The following is an 18,010-nucleotide window of genomic DNA, read 5'->3' as shown; positions in this document are numbered from 1 at the left end:
TAATTTTTTAGCATAATCGCATCCTTTCTTCAATTGAAGCGTATAACAGGCCAAATTAGTATATTAATAATAATCAGGCAATTAATGCTACTTTACTCCCCCTGAAATGTTCGTTTTTGAGAAAGGACTGTGCGGTTATGATACACTAATATCTTTGCCATCCCACAACGTGCAAGTAATGGTTATTACTGATCGCATATTCTATTTTCTATTATTAGCGCTAAAAAGGCGGCTTTTAATGCCAGTTTGATGCCGATCAAGAAGTTTAGCCTGTTAGTTAGCGTGGCTTGTAATACATAATAATTCAGGTTATTTTGGGTTATTATAAAACTTTAAACCCCTAAATACCGTTACCAATGAACAAAGGAAAATCGGGACTTGCCTTAAAGATTGCTTTTATTGTAAGCGCTGCCATTGGCGCTTTAGGTATGCAAAAAACAACTGCCGCTACCAACCCGGAATTGCCTGTTTCTGAAGAAAAAAATATTGATTATGCAAAAGAAGCTGCAAAGCCCAAAAAAATGCCGGTTTTAAAGCTCAGCCCTAAAAATCTTTCTCAAAGCAGGTTGGTTGCGCAACACAGTTCGCACAGCTCCCACAGTTCTCATCATTCACACAGTTCTCACTCCTCAGGAGGTATATTCGCTTAACTAATTCTTATGTCACATATAAATTGTATTCACAACGGGGAAATCATTTTTCCCGTTGATGGCACCCTTTTCTCCTACAAAACCGTACTTAAATGTACCTATTGGTTTGGAGATAAATTCCATATTAATATTCAACGCGAAGGCGCGCAGGATTATAAGATCACCTTGCGTCCCATGCCCAATGCGGCCATAACAGATGGCGATCTTCCTTATTACCTGCAGAAACTGGAACGTGACCTGGTTGATTTTCATCTGCGGGAAATAGTTAGTAATGAAACTTCCACCGTAAGAGAATTGCTGGTGGCCAAAGCCTTTTCAAATGGTGAATATGATGAAGTACCACCAGGCGAAATTTCTGACCCCGTAGGGTTTACCCCGTTGAATTAATATCATCCGCTACATTTATCTGCTCCTAAGAAAAGCTATGCCATGATAAACACTGATACCGCTAGTAATAGAAAATTTAAAGACGCGGCCTTTTATGATGGCCGCCAAACGTCCGGGTATTTTTTAATGCCGCTTCGATTTCACCGGCTGAACGATCAAAAAGAAGTTTTGGTCAATGAAGTAGGAGACCACCTGGTAGTGCCTGCCGGTACCTTCTCAAAAATTGTTCAAAAAGAACTGAATAAAACTAAAGATGCTGATCTCTACGGAGACCTGGTAGCCGGACATTTTATTTCCGAAAGCCAGGTGCCACCGCTCATCGACGTTTTGGCCACCCGGTATCGAACTAAAAAATCTTTCCTCGATAGTTTCACCACCCTGCATTTATTTGTGGTATCCCTTCGTTGCGAACATACCTGTCACTATTGCCAGGTATCGAGGGTAACGCAGGATAAAAACAAGTTTGATATGTCGCGGGCGCATATCGATAAAGGGATCGATATCATGATGCAATCACCAAGCCCGCATGTTACCATGGAGTTCCAGGGTGGGGAAGCGCTGCTGGCCTTTGATAATATTGTATATGCCGTTGAACGCACAAAGGAACTGGCTGTACGGCATAATAAAGCAGTCACGTATGTGATCTGCACCAACCTGGCGGTTATGAACGAAGAGATCCTGCATTATTGTAAAGAGAATAATATCCTCATCTCTTCTTCGCTCGATGGTCCGGCTTTTGTTCATAATGAAAACAGGAAGCGGCCGGGCAGGAATAGTTATGAACTCGCTATCCGCGGTATTGAGTTGTCGAGAAGTATCCTGGGAAAGTCGCGGGTATCTGCATTAATGACCACTACCAATCTGTCGTTGGAACACCCGGTAGAAATTGTAGAAGAATATTATCGACAGGGTTTCCGGAGTATATTCTTACGGCCTATTTCACCTTATGGTTTTGCGGTAAAGAACGAGGTGAAGAATAAATATGAAATGGAGAAGTTCCTTTCTTTCTATAAAAAGGCGCTGAACAGGATCCTGGAATACAATCTCCAAGGCGAATTTTTTAGAGAAGATTATGCTACTATCATTTTGAAAAAGATCCTGACCCCTTTTCCGGTAGGTTATGTGGATCTGAATTCACCAACCGGTTCCATTACCAATGTGATCGTATTTAACTACGATGGGGCTGTTTTTGCCAGTGATGAAAGCCGTATGCTGGCTGAAATGAAGGATTATACTTTTCAACTGGGCCACCTGGATACAGATAGCTATGAAAACTTATTGTATGGAGAAAAAGCCCGCCAGATAGTTGCTGCCGGCACTAATGAAAGTTTGCCCGGCTGTTCCGACTGCGCTTTTCAGTCGTATTGTGGCGCCGATCCGGTTCATCACCATGCCACCCAGGGCGACATGATCGGGTACCGGCCAACCAGTACGTTTTGTCAGCGTAATATGGAGATCATCCGTTACCTGATAGAGCTGATGGACAGTGATAAAAAAATTAAAACCATTTTTGAAAGTTGGGTAAAACCTGTTCTTTAATATGTTACTACGTACAAAAGGCACTTCGCTAAACATCCAGGATTTTATTGTTGGCCGTGTCACCAGAGACCCGCATACAAGAGACAACAATGCCATCCTCATTTGTGATGAACAACTGCAAGACATCAACGCAGACCGTTTTAATTGTATACTCACTTCTTCTAACCAGGATGGCAAATTGAATGGCTATCCTGCGGTTTATAAAGTGCCTTCACTAGACCATTTGTTTGAAGGTGACCTGGTAGCCGTTGGGAATGATGGGAATATTAAGACACTCTACCGCGTTAATTCTTTTCATAATACCATTCTTGCAACGGAAAGGTGTAACAGCAACTGCCTCATGTGCTCGCAGCCACCGAGGAACAGGAATGATATTCCCACGCTGTATAGCATTTATGAGAAGGCGATCCCGATGATCCCTAAAGACTGTCCTGAATTATGTATTTCCGGCGGTGAACCTACCTTAATGGGAGAACTTTTTTTCCAAATGCTCGGAAACATAAAACACAATTTACCAGATACGGAAATTCACCTGCTTACAAACGGTCGCTCCTTTGCGTGGCCAGCCATGGCTGAGCGGCTTGGTGCACTGGAATACGACCGCCTGATGCTGGGCATTCCGGTTTATTCAGATTATTACCAGGTGCATGATTATATTGTACAGGCCTGCGATGCTTTTAATCAAACCATTGTAGGATTGCATAACCTGGCCCGGCATAATCAACGGATCGAGATCAGGGTGGTATTGCATCAACAATCAATTCCCCGGCTTACAAGGCTCGCACGGTATATTTATAAGAACCTGCCGTTTGCCGAACACGTGACTTTCATGGGATTGGAATACGTTGGTTATACTCCGCACAATATTGAAAAGTTATGGATAGATCCGCATGATTATATGAATGAGTTGGGTGAAGCGGTAGAATTTTTGGCAGGGCAGGGAATGCATGTGTCTATTTACAATACGCAGCTGTGCGTGTTGCCCGAACAGTTATGGAAATATGCGAGGGAGTCGATCTCCGACTGGAAGCAAAGTTATTTACCGGAATGTAGCCGGTGCACCAAATTATCCGATTGCGGTGGTTTGTTTACCTGGAATTTGAAAAAACACAGCGAGCATATCCGGCCATTTGAGTAACTCATAATTTATAAACAAAAAAAAAGCCCCCGACAATTCAGTCGGGGGCTTTTTTTTTGTTTCTACTTAACATTTGTTTAAGTAACGTGTCTGCATTTTAGCGACTTATGTGGGTATATTCTTTAATTCCCCCTGCATAAATAGCATAACTGCAGCGGCAATAAACTAATTTTGACATATGAGTTCCCTAAACCCCGTTTACATTACGGCTGCCGGCGCGTATTTGCCCGGCGCGCCCGTTTCTAATGATGAAGTGGAAGAATACCTTGGCTACCTGTTTGGCAAACCTTCCCGCACCAAACAAAAAATGCTCAGGCAGAATGGAATTACCTCCCGCTATTACGCTATCGATAAAAATCAGCAAACTACCCATACCGTAAGTGGCATGACGGCGGCTGCTATTCAAAGTTGTTTACAAAAAGCTGGTGTCGCCAAAAAAGAGATCGGATTTTTGTCGGCCGCTACCACCCAGGGTGATCTGCCCGTGCCTGGTTTTGCCAGCATGGTGCATGCCGATGCGCAACTGGAGCAATGCGAAATTGCCAGTCACCAAAGCATATGCGCTGCCGGGATGATGGCCATAAAAAACGCCTGGCTGCATATGAGAACCGGCGAGGCCGATAAAGCCGTTGCCTGTGCCGGCGAATTGCCCAGTCGCATGTTTAAAGCGCAGCGTTTTGAACAGCAGACAATGGTGAAGGAAAAGAACCAGTTGGACCTGGAAACAGATTTTTTGCGCTGGATGCTGTCTGATGGCGCAGGGGCGCTGTTGCTGGAAAACCAACCTGCGCGTCACCAGTTTAGTTTACAAATAGATTGGATCGATCTGCGCTCACATGCCCATCTATATGATGTGTGCATGTACGCAGGTAAGAATAAAAACAATGGGAAAGCCAGTTGGATAGATTATAGCTCTTTCAGCGAGGCCGATAATGATGCGGCTATCAACCTGAAGCAGGACCTGAAAATTGTTCACAACATTGTACATCTGGGTGTTCAGCATTTCTTTAGTTTAATTGATGAAGGACGCGTTGACCCCAACCAGTTGGATTGGTTGCTGTGTCACTATTCTTCAGAATACTTCCGGCCACAGATCGTAGACCTGTTGCAAAAAGGCGGCTGTGCCATTCCACCAGAAAAATGGTTTACCAACCTGCATACCAGGGGCAACGTAGGCGCCGCTTCTATCTTTCTCATGCTGGAAGAACTGTTGTATTCCGGCAAACTACAAGCCGGACAAAAGTTGTTGTGTATGGTGCCGGAGAGCGGCCGTTTCATTACTTCCTTTATGCAGTTGACCGTGGTAGCGCCAACATCGGCTGCACCTGCGCTTTCTATTCATACCAATGATGCAATTGAAGCGCCTGTGATCCGCACCAGCGGCATGCCTGTACAGGAATGGCTGGTACGACAACTCACTTCTGTTTGGGTTGATTTTGAATCCTCTTTGCGTCAGGTGCCTGTTGTACAAAAGATCTATAACGGGTCGCTCAGTATGGAAGATTATAAATTATTACTGGTGAACCTGCGGCAACAGGTAATTGACGGTTCGCAATGGATTGCCCGCGCCGCCTCGAATATTACCATTGAATATTTTGATATCCGCTCTGCTTTTATCACGCATTCCCGCGATGAGCACCGCGATTACCAGATCCTGGAAAAGAATTATCTTGCCTGTGGCGGTACTTACGAGGAATTACGCCAGGGTGAAAAGAATATCGGCAGCGAAGCATTGAGCGCCTTTATGTTTCATAAGGCCAGTCAACCCAACCCCTTTGATCTGCTCGGTGGGATGTTTATTATAGAAGGACTGGGCAACAGGCTGGCAGGTAAATGGGGTCGCGCTATTCAGGAACAATTGCAATTGCAGGATGACCAGGTTTCGTTCTTTATTTATCACGAAACAAGCGATGCCAACGATAACCATTTTGAACGTTTTGAAAAGGCCATCCAATCTGACCTGTTACAGGAAGCCATAGCCGCCAGAATTGTTAAAACCGCAAAAATAACTGCCCGCCTGTATGCCATGCAATTACAGGAGCTGGGTAATTACTAAAACCAATTTCTATGTTACATAAACGCGAATACTTTGAGCAACTGGAAAACAATCCCAGGGACCCGAGTCACTGGCATGCCCTGTTCCTCGATAAAAGCATTCCGTTCAGTCCCGATGCCAAAGCGGCTTTCCTGTACGATAGCAGCCGCAAAACAAAACAGTTCCTGTATCCTTTTGTACGGGTGTTTGCAAGGCTGTGCATTATGTTACTACAGGTATTCAAGGCCATTATGCCGAATGTGATCAATGCGCCGAAGATGCTGCACAGGAGCCTGTACCTCGGCATGAAATATTTTATTACCCCGGAGGCCAACTACCTCATTCTTCGCCATTTCGTGCTGGGTTCGGAAGTGTTGCGGTTTATAAAAGACAATGTGCATCATATCGATGATATTCCCATGCACCCGTTAAAACCCATGGATCTGAATGCGGTTAAGGATAACCTGTTCCTGCAGCACGACCTGAATTTGTACAATTTCATCATCAACCTGAATAACGCCATGGCTAAAAAAGGGGTAACCATTCAAAAGGTGGATCAACCTAATTTTAACGCCATCACCATCGATGACAATTTTCCTTTTGCACCTTTCCGTGACAAATGGACCAACTGCCTTGACCTGGCCAATGCTATTGAGATCTTCACCCCGGTATACCAGTTCTTTTTAACAGATAATGATTTCTGGCGCGCTTCCAATTCACTGCAGCTGGATGAAGTGATTGGCTTATACGCTGCTACCATATTGGACTGTCCGGAGAAACTGGTTGCGTTGAACAACAAACATCCCATGGTGCCATTGCCAACAACGTCTGCGGCATTCCGGCTTACGCTGCATGGGTTGTCTACAGAAGTGTTACACGGGTTGCTGGTACAACAGAAGCGGGCGGCGGAGAAAGCCTTAACGGTTTCCTAATATCCGGCGTATAACTGCGCTTTAACTTTCCTGTTGCAGAGATTGCTGATAATTTAGTAGTGCATTTACCATTTACTATCTTATCATTAAACCTGTTCATATGAATAAAATAATTTTACTCATTATTTTTCTTGCATATGAATCTTACGGCTACGGCCAGTTAACTTCCAGACAATCCCGCGACACTTCCTGGTACGTGGAATTAAAAGACAGCACCGTTTTATACAGCAAAAAACTTTCGGTAAGATATTCCCTGAATGAGGGGGAATACCTGCAGCTCGATTACAACAAAAAGATCCCTATGAGTGAGGTAGCGCGGTATAGAAGCCGCACCGGAGAATACATTAGAATGAAAGGCCCGGTGGAAACTTATCGCATTGAGAAGGGCGGACCCGGGCTGTTCGTTTATTCCAGAGAGTTTACGTATTCCGACACGTCCGGCTTTCATAAAGGCAGCGACTTATTTATTAGAAAAGGCCTTGATGGCGAGATGCAGGAATTGAATTACAAAAGTCTGAAAGATGCCATGGCAGACAATGCGGCCAGTATGCGGCAATTAGAAGCTTACAGATCAACATGGGTGGTAGGGTGTACAGCGGGTGTTGTTGGTTTTTTGATGACTGTAATTGGAGGCGCTCAATCTTTAAGCAAAAATTCCGGCAAACTTAATCCAACTCAGCCAACCCTGCCAGGCCGGCCCGGCCAGCCCATTCAACCAACCCTGCCTGGCAAAAGTTCTGTATCGCCGTTGATAATTGCTGGTCCGGTAATTATGGTTGGCGCCATGATCACCCTATTCACGGCTCCTGGTCATGTACAAAAGGCGATCAATATTTATAATCAATAGGGGAGGCAGGGAAGGGGCCTATTTCTTTTTACGTTTATAACTGATCTTCACATTTGCAACGCCTGCATCGACCATGCCCAGTTTGTTCGCCGCTTTTTTTGAAACGTCGATGATGCGGCCGGCGGCAAAAGGCCCGCGGTCATTAACCGTAACGGTTACAGAACGGCCATTGGCTACGTTGGTTACTTTTACTTTGGTGCCGAAAGGGAGGGTGCGATGCGCGGCGGTCATTTTACCCTGGTTGAACTTTTCACCGCTGGCGGTAGGGCGGCCTTCAAACTTGTCGGCATAATAAGAACCCCTGCCTGTTTCGGTTATTTTACGGGCACAGGAAGAAAATAAGAGTAAAACAGTGGCGGTAAATACCACCTGACGGAAGTCAATTTTCATTGGATGAATTTTAACAAATATTTGCAAATATATGCCTAATTAGCATATAATGAACGAGTTAGCTTAATATATAGGGTGTGTACATTGTTGAGGAATAAAGGTTACCTTTGCATAACTTATTTTTCTCCTTTCACCTATCTTGATTGAATTCCTGTTCAAAATTTGTGAAGGTAAGATGTAAGCATGATAAGTGTATAAAACACTTTTCATTCAAATATTTTAAATATGACCACCGAACAAATTGAAAAATTCCTCGAAAAGAACGCTATTAATGAAACCCCTGTAAAAGTGAGTTTTAAAACGAGAAAACCAGTAGTTGGAATATTTATCACCAAAGGTGATTACAGCGATCTAAAGTCGAAAAACTTCTGGCGTATTGTAGGAGAATCGAACCTGGAAAATTACAGTAAGTCAAAAGACCTGAATCTTGCCAGGATCTTCAGTGGTTCAGAAATGACAAAGTTGTCGGTACTTTAATTTAAGGAGGTTTTGGAAAATATGTCAAATGTTGTTATTACCGGAACCGGATGTTATATTCCTCCTGTTATTAAAAAAAATAGCGATTTCGTTCCGGGAAAGTTCTACACTGAAAATAACCTTCCCATCAACGTACCAATGCCCGACGTAATTGAGAAATTTCGTGCGATCACTGGTATCAGGGAAAGACGATATGCACCAGAAGAGTTCAACGCCTCGAAAATGGCAGCGCAAGCCGCAAAATCGGCAATAGCAGATGCCGGCATTGATGCTGAACAGATCGACCAGATCATTGTAGCGCATAATTATGGTGATATTCAACCCCACACCATACAATCCGATACGGTACCCTCCCTGGCTTCACGGGTTAAAAATCTGTTGGGAATTCGTAACTCATCCTGCGTCCCATACGATATTTTATTTGGTTGCCCCGGCTGGTTGCAGGGTTTAATACAAGGCTATTCTTATATTAAATCAGGTATGGCCGGCACCTGTTTGGTGATCGGGACGGAAACATTGTCGAGGGTAATAGATGTGCATGACAGGGATAGTATGATCTTTTCAGACGGCGCGGGCGCCTGTATTATTGAGAATAAAGAAACAGCACTTTCAGGAGGTATATTGGGTACCTGTACCCGGTCAGACAGCATGGAAGAACTGAATTTTATTAATTTTAATACTTCTTATGCGCCTGAAACGGGTTCTGATACCCGCTTTATTAAAATGAAGGGTCGGAAAGTATATGAGTATGCTTTAAAGTATGTACCTGCTGCCATGAAGGCTTGTATTGATAAAAGTGGCGTATCTATTAAAGAAATAAAAAAAATATTTATCCACCAGGCCAATGAGAAAATGGATGAGGCAATAGTTAAAGCATTGTACGGACTTTATGGTATAGAAGAGGCGCCTGAATTTATTATGCCCATGTGTATTCAATGGTTAGGCAACAGTTCAGTAGCCACCATTCCTACGTTGTACGACCTGGTACGGAAAGGTGAAATAGAAGATCAGCATTTGAACCAGGGCGATGTTATACTTTTTGCATCAGTGGGCGCAGGCATGAACATAAATGCCGTCTGTTACAAATATGTATAAGGAGCGGATAGGTATTAGTTGGCCAAATGGAATTAAAGGTTTATCTTTATAGTAATTGAGACTAACAGGATCAAGTATTTGAAACGATCTTTGCATGTTTTCCCTTGTAAAATGTCATTTTTTCTACTTTTTGTTGTGGCTCATTTATTTTCAACATTTTAATTTTTTGTATGAATTTGTATGTTTCAAACCTGGGTTTTCAGGTAAATGATGATGATTTACTGAAATTATTTTCTCAATATGGTCAGGTTAGTTCGGCTAAAGTGATTAATGACAGAGAAACCGGCAGATCACGTGGATTTGGATTTGTGGAAATGCCTTCAGACGAGGAAGCTAGAAAAGCCATTAAAGAACTGGAAGGAAAACCAATTGAAGGAAGATCTTTATCTGTATCGGAAGCCAGACCAAAGAGCGACAACCGTAACTCTTTCGGTGGCGGTGGTCGTGGCAACTCTGGTGGCGGTGGCCGCAATAACAGATGGTAATATCTTTCAAAAGTTATTAGAAGCCATCCCGATCACATCGGGGTGGCTTTTTTATTTAATAGCTTCATTTGCCATGATCCCAATTACATGAGCAACGATCCGGCACTTCCTTTACTTCGTTTTTTGCAATTATTTCGAAGCGTGGCAGACACCGAACAGGCGCTTATCAGGGAACACCTGCAGCCGCGATCGGTAAAAGCCGGTGAAGTGTTGTTGCATATGGGCGATAAAGCCCGGGAATATTTTTTTATTGCCCAGGGGGTGTTGAAGATCACTACCACCAATGAAAAAGGAAACTCCGTTACCCAGTTCTTTCTGAAAGAAAACCAGTTCTGCACCATCCTCAACAGCTTTCTTAAGAATGTGCCTGCCCATGAAAGCATTGTAGCTGCCTGTGATACCGAGCTGCTTGTTTTCTCAAAAAGCAAATTGTTGGCGTTGTATAAAAAGCTGCCCTGGCTCCCGGATCTAATTGGAAGCATTTCCCAACAAACGCTGTTAGATAAAATACAGCTCAGAAATTCCTACATGGGCGAAGATGCCACCACCCGCTACAAGAAATTTATTACCCGCCAATCAGACGTAGCTTTGCGCGTTCCCCTGAGTGATGTCGCTTCTTATTTAGGCATTACACAACAATCGTTAAGTCGCATCCGCAAAAACCTCCGCTAACATTTTTTATTACCATTTGGTAAATCCTGCGCCCGCCGGTGTTGGGAACTTTGTATCCATAAAACAGTAAACAATGGATACAGCAACACAAACACTGGCAGGTAAACAGGTGGTTATTTTAGGTGGTAGTTCAGGGCTGGGCCTTGCCACGGCCAAAGCTGCGGCCAATGCAGGCGCCTCGGTAATGATCGTTTCAGGTAACCAACAAAATATTGATAAAGCATTGAAGGAACTGCCTGCCGGGAGCCAGGGCTATGCAATCGATTTGCGTAAGGAAGAAAACATCAAAGCGTTTTTTGCGCAAAGCGGTGAGTTCGATCATTTGGTATACACAGCTGGTGAAAACCTTCGGTTGATTAATATAAACGAGATGGACATCAGCAACGCCAAAGAGTTTTTCACGCTTCGGTTCTGGAGTGTATTGGCAGCCATCAAGTATGGCGCCGATAAGATCCGGAAAGGCGGCTCTATTGGCTTGACCAGTGGCATTGCCAGTCAACGCCCGGGTGCAGGTTGGTCATTAGGGGCCAGCATTTGTGGCGCCATGGAAGCATTTGGCCGAGCTATGGCCGTTGAGCTGGCGCCCATTCGTGTGAATGTGGTAATGCCCGGCGTAATAAAAACCAATTTATGGAACAGTATGAGTGAGGCTGACCGGAATAATCTATATAACGGTGTTGGTAATTCGTTGCTGGTAAAACGGGTAGGGGAAGCGGAAGAAATTGCCCAGACATTTATATTCTTAATGCAGCAACAGTTTGCTACCGGACAAACATTTATCATCGATGGTGGAACGGTGCTGGTGTAATTTTAATAACGCAAAAACCTGCAATTCTAAATAGCAATTAATTTGTGAATTATCTTGCGATCACTTAAAACATTTTCCTGTGATCAAAGGACTTTCCATAATTGCCGGCTTATTATTAACGGGCGTTATAGCACATGCACAAGCTGATTCACTGCGCGTAGTGAAAGCCAGCTGGGCAAATAAAAAACTGGCAAAAGGCGTATACTGGAAATCGACCCACATTGAAAATAATGAGTTGTTCAACGCCAATCAGCAGATAAATATAATTGAAGTGTCGCCTGGTAACAGGAACGTGCAATTGCATATTATACATTCTGATTCGCTGGAGAAAACTTCGCAACTGGGGCTGAAGGCACATGCACTGGCGGCCATCAATGGGTCTTTCTTTAAAATGCGCGGCGCCGATCCTGATTACCGGCCCGATCTGAAGGGCGTACCAAAACTGGAACCATCGAAGCTGGACCATAACCGTTCGGAAGTGTATTTGCGGGAGCATGATTCCCTGATCGCTCCCAACATGGCTGGTAAGGAACCTGTAAGGAAAAGAAATAACCAGGGCTCAATAGCCATCAATGGAAGCGATTTCTTTATTGTAAAAGGCGATTCGTTGAACCTGCAGTCAGAAAACAGCATTAAGGCTCATGATGTTCTATCAACCGGACCTTTAATGATTATGAATGGGATTGAACTGCCTATTCCCAATGATAAATTCTGTAACGACCGGCATCCACGTACGGCCATGGGTGAGAAGGCCGATGGTACCATTGTTCTCCTGGTTGTAGACGGTCGCGCCAAAGAAGCCGCCGGGATGAGCATTCCCGAATTACAACATCTTATGAAATGGCTGGGCTGCCGCGATGCCATCAACCTCGACGGCGGTGGTTCCTCTACCATGTATATAAAAGGACAACCGGATGCGGGTGTGGTGAACTATCCATCTGATAATAAAAAATGGGACCATGCAGGCGAACGGGAAGTGGCCAATGCGATCGTCATCACCGGTAAATAACTTTTTTTCAATTCTTCCGGAAATCAGAAGGCCGCGATAAAGTAAAATCATAGAAGGCATCACTGAAAGGACCAACTGCCGAATAGCCCACTGAATAAGCGATGTCAGAAATAGGTTTACTGGTTTGCAGGATCAATTCAATGGCCGTGATCATCCTTAATGTTTTTACGTACTGCAAAAAACTCATTTGCAAGGTTGATTGAAACAACCGCGACAACGAACGTTCACTCATCGCGAAGTGTTTGCTTACATCTGCCAGTACCAATCTGTTCCCCACATTTTTTTCCAAATATTGAATGATCCGTTGCATGCCCTCATGATTGGTTTTGGGCAGCATAATAGGGAGTGATACTTTATTAAGTGTGGGAAGCATTTTTTTTAAAGCGATCAGGAATTCGAAATTTTCCTCTTTATGATTAACATGACGGCCATCCCACCGCTCTGTATAATTGATCATTTGGATCAATAGCTCACTGGCCGGATAAATACCCAGTTTTGTATAGAATTCATTGGCGTGATCGTCTGTAGCATAAAAATATAGTGACCGCAGTACGGTAGCAGATGAGCCTACTTCCAGTTCATGGATCATTCCTTTAGGGATCCAGAAATAATGCCGGGCGGGCACTACATAGGTTTGGGTTTCAGTGGTAATATAAGCCAGTCCACCCTCTACATAACTCAATTGACCTTTTGTGTGTTTGTGCATGGGAATGAGTTTCTCCGATTTTTCATGCATCACGAACACAGCATCTCTTTGTTTGTCAATATCAGGCAATGCCGCAATAAGACCCATACAGTAATACAATTTCCGGTAAAAATGCAAAATTAATACTTTGGCCGGAATAAAGAAAAGAATGGCTACTTAGGTGAAATGACAATGCGGTTCGCCCTATAATTTTGCGTCCGAATTATGTATTACTATAAGCGTCTGATAATCGCAAGCGTGCTTTTGGCCCGGTACGCAGCCGTAGCACAACAACCAACAGATACCCTTCACATGAGTTTGGAGGAAGCCTGGCAAAAAGCAGAGGCGCATAGCCGCCAGATTGAGATCACTAAAAAATCGCTGAACATGGCGGAGGAAGAAGTAAAAGATACCCGCCTTGAACGGCTTCCGGAAGTAGGCGTAACCGGTAGTGCTGAAAAAGCCTCCAACCTGGCCATTTACGGGAAAGGCATTTTTGCGCCCGTCACCCAACAACACGAGGTTATACATACCTTATACCGGTTTGGTACAGATTTCTATCTGAACATTTATAATGGCAATAAATTAAATCTTCAACTGGAAGAAAACAAGCTGTTACAACGGATTGCACAGATCAGAAATGAAGAAACCAAATCAAACATCCGGTATAAAACGAGCACGCTGTACCTCGATCTGCAGCGATCCCTCATTTTTCGCGACCTCATCACCAGCGATATTGCTGACCAGGAAAAGCAATTAAAAGAGATAAAAGACCTGCAGAAAAATGGCACCGTGCTCAAAAGCGATGTGCTGCGTGTTGAGCTGGACCTCTCGAAACGTAAAATGACGTTGGTCACTATAGAAAATGATATTCTTATTGGTACGCAAAAGCTGAATATCATTATAGGCGAACCGGATAACCTGGTCATTCAACCAACGGTTTTTGAGCCGGGCGCCGTAGCGCAGGATGATTACAACAAATACCTGGCGACAGCGCTTGAACATTCTTTTAGCTATCATATTTCAGAAGAACAAACGGAGCTTAGTAAAACAAACCTGAAAAGGGTGAAATCTAATGTAATGCCCAAAGTAGGGATGTATGGCGAGTTTTATTATGCCAATCCACAGATCTTTTTATTCCCCTACAACCCCGCCTGGTACTCATTAGGCGTAACGGGTATTAAAGTTTCCATGCCTGTATCGGCTCTTTATCATAATACACACAAAGTAAGAGCGGCAAAGCTGGAATTGGAGAAAGAAGAAGTGATGCATCAGGATACGGAAGATAAAGTGCGCCAGCAGGTATGGGAAGCTTATTTGCGTTACAAAGAATCGCTGGTGCAAATACAGGTAGCAACAGACAACGTCGCCCAGGCCGAAGAAAATGCCCGCATCATTAAGAATAATTACTTTAAACAAACGGTGCTGATCACCGACCTGCTCGATGCCGATGTTCAATTATTGCGCACCCGTTTTGAACTGGCCGCCGCACGCATTATGGCGCAGGATAAATTCTACTTACTACAAAATACAATCGGAGTTCTTTAAAGATGAAAAAGAAGTATACGGTCACCGACCGCATCATTACAAAAATTACAGGCTGGATAGCTGTGCTCACCATTCTGGGATTGGCTATCTGGGGAGGCGTTACTTTGTATGGCTATTATAAATTTGAACAAACCAACGACGCGCAGGTACAGGAATATGTAAACCCTGTTATCTCGAGGGCCGGTGGTTTTATTGTTGCCGTAAAATTCGAGGAGAACCAACCGGTTAAAAAAGGAGATACCTTACTTATTATAGATAACCGCGAGTATAAATTGCAGGTGGCGCAAACAGCCGCTGCTATTCAAAAATCGGAAGCCCAGTTGCAAGTGCTGGAAAGTAATATCTATACTTTGGAACGGAATGCCGATGCAGTAAAAGCGCAGATAAAGGCCAACGAAGCAAAAGTGTTGAAACAAAAACTCGATTACGAACGGTATACCGCCTTGTACAAAGAGGAATCGGCCACCAAACAAAAGCTGGAAGATATGCAGGCCGCACTCGATATAAGCACCAGCGATTACCAAACCTCGCAGGAATCTTTTAACGCTGCGGTGTCGAAGATCTCAGCTATCCGCGCAGAAAAATCGGTGGTAATGGCTGAAATTACCCGCCTTAAAGCATTACTGGCGCGCAATAAACTCGATGTAGACTATACTGTGATCACCGCTTCCTATGATGGAAGAATGGGCCGCCGCACCGTGGAAGTAGGGCAGATGATAGATGCAGGAGAGGTGCTGGCTTTTATAGTAAACAACGAAACAGACAAATGGGTGGTAGCGAACTTTAAAGAAACCCAGATAGAACAAATGCACATTGGTGATACGGTAAAGATCCTGGCCGATGCGTTTCCCAATAAAGAATTTAAAGGCACCATTATTTCCTTATCGCCTGCCACCGGCTCCAGCTTTTCTTTGTTGCCACCCGATAACTCAACAGGCAACTATGTAAAAATTGTACAACGGGTACCGGTGCGGATTCGCGTTGATGGCGATCGCAAAGAGATAGATGTATTGAAAGTAGGTATGAATGTAAACGTGTATTCGCCCAAAAAACAACACCATGGTTAGTGGTATTCCCATTTTTAAGCAATGGGTGCCGGGCTGGGCGATAAAGATCATCCTGTTCTCACTGATTCTCCCCACGATGGTTTTGTTTTTTCTGCCCTTTGCCAATATCAATGCAGCAGCGGGGTTTTATGGCAGCGAACCTGCGGATATACAATTTGCCGTAGGACTGTTCTATGCGGGTTATGTAGCGTTTTATAGCCTCGAACGCCGGTTCTTTACCTTTTTGGCGGCAAAGGAGTATTTTGTCGTATTTACCATCCTGGAAATAGCTGCCACGGTGATCTGTTATCATACAGATGAATTGTATCTCCTGTTTCCCCTGCGCTTTTTTCAGGGCATGTTGTTTAGCAGTACCGTGAACCTGTCGTTATCGCTGATGTTTACCCGGCTGCATACGGAGCGGGCCCGCGAGATCAGTTTTTCGGTTTTCTTTGGCATGCTGATCTGCATCCTGCCATTCAATAACCTGGTTACTGCCGATCTGATCGATGCTTTTAATTTCAACATTGTATATAAAGTAGCATTATTCTCCTACCTCCCTTGTTTGTGTGCGATCCTGATCAGCATGAACAATGTGCGGTTGAATGTTCGGTTCCCGCTTTATAAGCTCGACTGGCAGAGCTTTGTTTACTGGGGACTGATGCTGGTATTGCTTGCCTATGTGTGCATTTACGGACAGGAATACTACTGGCTGGAAGATCCGCGTATTCGTTGTAGTGTGATAGCAATGCCGGGCGCCACCCTGTTGTATGTGTTGCGGGTAAAAAGTATGAAACGCCCCTATGTGCATCCCGGTATTTTCTCGTTTCAGAATTTCAGGATGAGTATCTTCCTGCTGTTTATACTTTTCATCTGCCGCTTTGCGATCAATATCATCAATAATTTTTTCGGCGCCATTTTGCGGTTAGATCCGATACATGTGAGTTATGTGAATACCATGAACCTGATCGGGCTGATAATCGGGGTTATTATTTCCTGCGCTATGATCCTGCAGAAAAAGAACATTCGCTTTATGTGGATCCCTGGTTTCCTGTTGTTGCTGGCTTTCCATGTCACCATGTGGTTTCTTTTCAACAGCGAAGCCAATGAAAATAATTTTTACCTGCCGTTGTTTATGCAAGGGCTGGGCGTAGGCATGATCATGGCGCCTACCATTGTATATGCCGTATCATCAGTGCCGGTTGGCATGGGTCCTTCGGCTTCTTCTATTTGTCTGGCAACTGGTTACCTGGGTTTTTGTGTAAGCGCCGCATTGATCAATTATTGTGAGTTGTACAGCAAGAGCCGGCACTATAACGCATTCCAGGACCATCTTACCAAAGTAGATCCTGCCGCTTTACACGGATTGACTGCCCGTACCGGTAAGTTATTACACTATGGCATGGCGCACCAACAAGCAGTGAAAGGTGGTAGTAAATTACTGGTTGATGCTGTGAACAAACAGGGACAAATACGCTTCGCCATGGATTATTATGAATGGATGGCGCTGATGCTGGTAGCGGTGCTGTTGCTGATAGCCATCTTCCCTTCACTCAATAAAACGGTGGTTTATTTGCGGTCGCGCAGATTGTCACCGGCATAAAGTAAAATGAAAAGCATGAAATATATAATAGCGACAATAGCGCTGGTGATGGTATTGACCAGTTGCAACAAAAAAGGGCAGGACTTTAAATTAAGATCAGTGACCCTGTTGGCGCACCGACCGTTGCAGTATCAGCAGGAGTTGTTGCGGGTAAAATTTCTCGATGGAGCTGATTCGCAAAAAGTGATCGGCATAACATCAGGCTATCCGGCCAACCTGCCGTTGCCAGCCACCATGATGGTAGATCCGTCATTCAAATTGAAATTATACCGCCAGCCCTGTTATGTACAACTCTGGGGCGATTCAACCGGGCTCATAGGTACGTGTAAAGTAAATATGGACGATTATAAAATTATTTTCCCCATGGAAATGGAAGTGGCGAATAGCGATATGAAGGTGACACTCACCGGTAAATGGGATCAACAATAAAAGTCAGAGCATGGATAGAAAATGGCCCCGATCAATCGGGGCTTTTTCATTTAATTCCTTTTAACATACAGTAAAACTATATGCGACGAACAGAAGATTTTAGCTGGAAAGAGGGGAAGGTTGTTAGTTATAAATTATATTCGCCTGCGAAACAACGAGCGAAGGTGATGATAGATGGTGTGGTTAAGGAAGTGGAGGTAGGGGGTTGACCAGTTGATCAGTTAACTAGTTGATC

The 18,010-nt window shown here is 44.1% G+C and carries 20 protein-coding genes; 18 read left to right on the top strand and 2 right to left on the bottom strand.

The features are described 5' to 3' along the window. Positions 1-356 precede the first annotated feature (356 nt). From ACJ751_RS14175 to ACJ751_RS14145, 7 genes are all read left to right on the top strand, one after another. Positions 357-650 carry a hypothetical protein gene (locus ACJ751_RS14175; protein ID WP_407746152.1) on the top strand — a complete coding sequence of 98 codons (294 nt, stop codon included), beginning with the start codon at positions 357-359 and terminating at the stop codon, positions 648-650. Between the two features lie 9 nt (positions 651-659). Further along, positions 660-1,037, top strand: coding sequence for a His-Xaa-Ser system protein HxsD (gene hxsD, locus ACJ751_RS14170; protein ID WP_407746151.1), 378 nt, complete (start codon positions 660-662; stop codon positions 1,035-1,037). 42 nt (positions 1,038-1,079) lie between these two features. Further along, a complete protein-coding gene (gene hxsB / locus ACJ751_RS14165; RefSeq protein ID WP_407746150.1) occupies positions 1,080-2,576 on the top strand; it encodes a His-Xaa-Ser system radical SAM maturase HxsB in 1,497 nt (498 codons plus the stop codon). Position 2,577: 1 nt separating this feature from the next. Beyond that, a complete protein-coding gene (gene hxsC, locus ACJ751_RS14160; RefSeq protein ID WP_407746149.1) occupies positions 2,578-3,714 on the top strand; it encodes a His-Xaa-Ser system radical SAM maturase HxsC in 1,137 nt (378 codons plus the stop codon). A gap of 178 nt (positions 3,715-3,892) precedes the next feature. Continuing rightward, entirely contained in the window at positions 3,893-5,770 is a 1,878-nt protein-coding gene (locus ACJ751_RS14155) for a beta-ketoacyl-ACP synthase III (protein WP_407746148.1), read from the top strand. An 11-nt stretch (positions 5,771-5,781) separates the two neighbouring features. After that, positions 5,782-6,681, top strand: a complete 900-nt coding sequence (locus ACJ751_RS14150; protein WP_407746147.1) for a DUF6999 family protein — start codon at positions 5,782-5,784, stop codon at positions 6,679-6,681. A gap of 100 nt (positions 6,682-6,781) precedes the next feature. After that, positions 6,782-7,528, top strand: coding sequence for a hypothetical protein (locus ACJ751_RS14145; protein WP_407746146.1), 747 nt, complete (start codon positions 6,782-6,784; stop codon positions 7,526-7,528). 18 nt (positions 7,529-7,546) lie between these two features. Here ACJ751_RS14145 and ACJ751_RS14140 read toward each other — a convergent pair whose 3' ends face one another. Continuing rightward, positions 7,547-7,918 (bottom strand): septal ring lytic transglycosylase RlpA family protein, encoded by a 372-nt coding sequence (locus ACJ751_RS14140; protein ID WP_407746145.1) that lies wholly within the window; start codon positions 7,916-7,918, stop codon positions 7,547-7,549. Positions 7,919-8,143: 225 nt separating this feature from the next. On the opposite strand from ACJ751_RS14140, the gene ACJ751_RS14135 reads away from it, so the two are divergent. The 6 genes from ACJ751_RS14135 to ACJ751_RS14110 all read left to right on the top strand — a co-directional run bounded on the left by ACJ751_RS14135 (position 8,144) and on the right by ACJ751_RS14110 (position 12,464). Then, entirely contained in the window at positions 8,144-8,395 is a 252-nt protein-coding gene (locus tag ACJ751_RS14135; protein WP_407746144.1) for a short-chain dehydrogenase, read from the top strand. A 21-nt stretch (positions 8,396-8,416) separates the two neighbouring features. Then, on the top strand, positions 8,417-9,490 hold the full coding sequence (locus ACJ751_RS14130; RefSeq protein ID WP_407746143.1) for a 3-oxoacyl-ACP synthase III family protein: 1,074 nt from the start codon (positions 8,417-8,419) through the stop codon (positions 9,488-9,490). 170 nt (positions 9,491-9,660) lie between these two features. Further along, positions 9,661-9,975 (top strand): RNA recognition motif domain-containing protein, encoded by a 315-nt coding sequence (locus tag ACJ751_RS14125; protein WP_407746142.1) that lies wholly within the window; start codon positions 9,661-9,663, stop codon positions 9,973-9,975. Positions 9,976-10,098: 123 nt separating this feature from the next. Continuing rightward, complete coding sequence (locus tag ACJ751_RS14120; RefSeq protein WP_407746141.1) at positions 10,099-10,647, top strand: Crp/Fnr family transcriptional regulator; 549 nt, start codon at positions 10,099-10,101, stop codon at positions 10,645-10,647. Between the two features lie 73 nt (positions 10,648-10,720). Further along, on the top strand, positions 10,721-11,455 hold the full coding sequence (locus tag ACJ751_RS14115) for an SDR family oxidoreductase (protein ID WP_407746140.1): 735 nt from the start codon (positions 10,721-10,723) through the stop codon (positions 11,453-11,455). Positions 11,456-11,534: 79 nt separating this feature from the next. Next, complete coding sequence (locus ACJ751_RS14110; protein ID WP_407746139.1) at positions 11,535-12,464, top strand: phosphodiester glycosidase family protein; 930 nt, start codon at positions 11,535-11,537, stop codon at positions 12,462-12,464. A 7-nt stretch (positions 12,465-12,471) separates the two neighbouring features. Here the strand turns inward: ACJ751_RS14110 and ACJ751_RS14105 are convergent, their stop codons facing one another. Beyond that, positions 12,472-13,257: an AraC family transcriptional regulator gene (locus tag ACJ751_RS14105; protein WP_407746138.1), complete on the bottom strand. Its 786-nt coding sequence runs from the start codon at positions 13,255-13,257 to the stop codon at positions 12,472-12,474. Between the two features lie 150 nt (positions 13,258-13,407). On the opposite strand from ACJ751_RS14105, the gene ACJ751_RS14100 reads away from it, so the two are divergent. The 5 genes from ACJ751_RS14100 (at position 13,408) to ACJ751_RS14080 (ending at position 17,984) form a co-directional block, all read left to right on the top strand. After that, the gene (locus ACJ751_RS14100) at positions 13,408-14,697 is read left to right on the top strand and encodes a TolC family protein (protein WP_407746153.1); all 1,290 of its coding nucleotides are present in this window, start codon (positions 13,408-13,410) and stop codon (positions 14,695-14,697) included. A 2-nt stretch (positions 14,698-14,699) separates the two neighbouring features. Beyond that, positions 14,700-15,764, top strand: a complete 1,065-nt coding sequence (locus tag ACJ751_RS14095) for an HlyD family secretion protein (RefSeq protein ID WP_407746137.1) — start codon at positions 14,700-14,702, stop codon at positions 15,762-15,764. Beyond that, positions 15,757-17,346, top strand: coding sequence for a beta-carotene 15,15'-monooxygenase (locus ACJ751_RS14090; protein WP_407746136.1), 1,590 nt, complete (start codon positions 15,757-15,759; stop codon positions 17,344-17,346). Before ACJ751_RS14095 ends, ACJ751_RS14090 begins: the two co-directional genes overlap by 8 nt. Before the next feature lie 15 nt (positions 17,347-17,361). Next, positions 17,362-17,775 (top strand): hypothetical protein, encoded by a 414-nt coding sequence (locus ACJ751_RS14085; protein WP_407746135.1) that lies wholly within the window; start codon positions 17,362-17,364, stop codon positions 17,773-17,775. Positions 17,776-17,855: 80 nt separating this feature from the next. After that, positions 17,856-17,984 carry a hypothetical protein gene (locus tag ACJ751_RS14080; RefSeq protein ID WP_407746134.1) on the top strand — a complete coding sequence of 43 codons (129 nt, stop codon included), beginning with the start codon at positions 17,856-17,858 and terminating at the stop codon, positions 17,982-17,984. Positions 17,985-18,010: the final 26 nt, after the last annotated feature.

The sequence above is a fragment of the Niastella sp. genome (genome assembly GCF_045805085.1).
Taxonomy (GTDB): domain Bacteria; phylum Bacteroidota; class Bacteroidia; order Chitinophagales; family Chitinophagaceae; genus Niastella.
The sequence above is the reverse complement of the archived record's forward strand: the minus strand, read 5'-3'. Positions and strand labels throughout refer to the sequence as shown.

Coding starts and splice junctions, on each gene's coding strand:
- ACJ751_RS14130 (WP_407746143.1), top strand. CDS start 8,417: ATGTCAAATGTTGTTATTACCGGAACCGGATGTTATATTCCTCCTGTT.
- ACJ751_RS14090 (WP_407746136.1), top strand. CDS start 15,757: ATGGTTAGTGGTATTCCCATTTTTAAGCAATGGGTGCCGGGCTGGGCG.
- hxsB (WP_407746150.1), top strand. CDS start 1,080: ATGATAAACACTGATACCGCTAGTAATAGAAAATTTAAAGACGCGGCC.
- ACJ751_RS14085 (WP_407746135.1), top strand. CDS start 17,362: ATGAAATATATAATAGCGACAATAGCGCTGGTGATGGTATTGACCAGT.
- ACJ751_RS14080 (WP_407746134.1), top strand. CDS start 17,856: ATGCGACGAACAGAAGATTTTAGCTGGAAAGAGGGGAAGGTTGTTAGT.
- ACJ751_RS14125 (WP_407746142.1), top strand. CDS start 9,661: ATGAATTTGTATGTTTCAAACCTGGGTTTTCAGGTAAATGATGATGAT.
- ACJ751_RS14145 (WP_407746146.1), top strand. CDS start 6,782: ATGAATAAAATAATTTTACTCATTATTTTTCTTGCATATGAATCTTAC.
- ACJ751_RS14150 (WP_407746147.1), top strand. CDS start 5,782: ATGTTACATAAACGCGAATACTTTGAGCAACTGGAAAACAATCCCAGG.
- ACJ751_RS14155 (WP_407746148.1), top strand. CDS start 3,893: ATGAGTTCCCTAAACCCCGTTTACATTACGGCTGCCGGCGCGTATTTG.
- hxsD (WP_407746151.1), top strand. CDS start 660: ATGTCACATATAAATTGTATTCACAACGGGGAAATCATTTTTCCCGTT.
- ACJ751_RS14095 (WP_407746137.1), top strand. CDS start 14,700: ATGAAAAAGAAGTATACGGTCACCGACCGCATCATTACAAAAATTACA.
- hxsC (WP_407746149.1), top strand. CDS start 2,578: ATGTTACTACGTACAAAAGGCACTTCGCTAAACATCCAGGATTTTATT.
- ACJ751_RS14105 (WP_407746138.1), bottom strand. CDS start 13,257: ATGGGTCTTATTGCGGCATTGCCTGATATTGACAAACAAAGAGATGCT.
- ACJ751_RS14135 (WP_407746144.1), top strand. CDS start 8,144: ATGACCACCGAACAAATTGAAAAATTCCTCGAAAAGAACGCTATTAAT.
- ACJ751_RS14140 (WP_407746145.1), bottom strand. CDS start 7,918: ATGAAAATTGACTTCCGTCAGGTGGTATTTACCGCCACTGTTTTACTC.
- ACJ751_RS14175 (WP_407746152.1), top strand. CDS start 357: ATGAACAAAGGAAAATCGGGACTTGCCTTAAAGATTGCTTTTATTGTA.
- ACJ751_RS14115 (WP_407746140.1), top strand. CDS start 10,721: ATGGATACAGCAACACAAACACTGGCAGGTAAACAGGTGGTTATTTTA.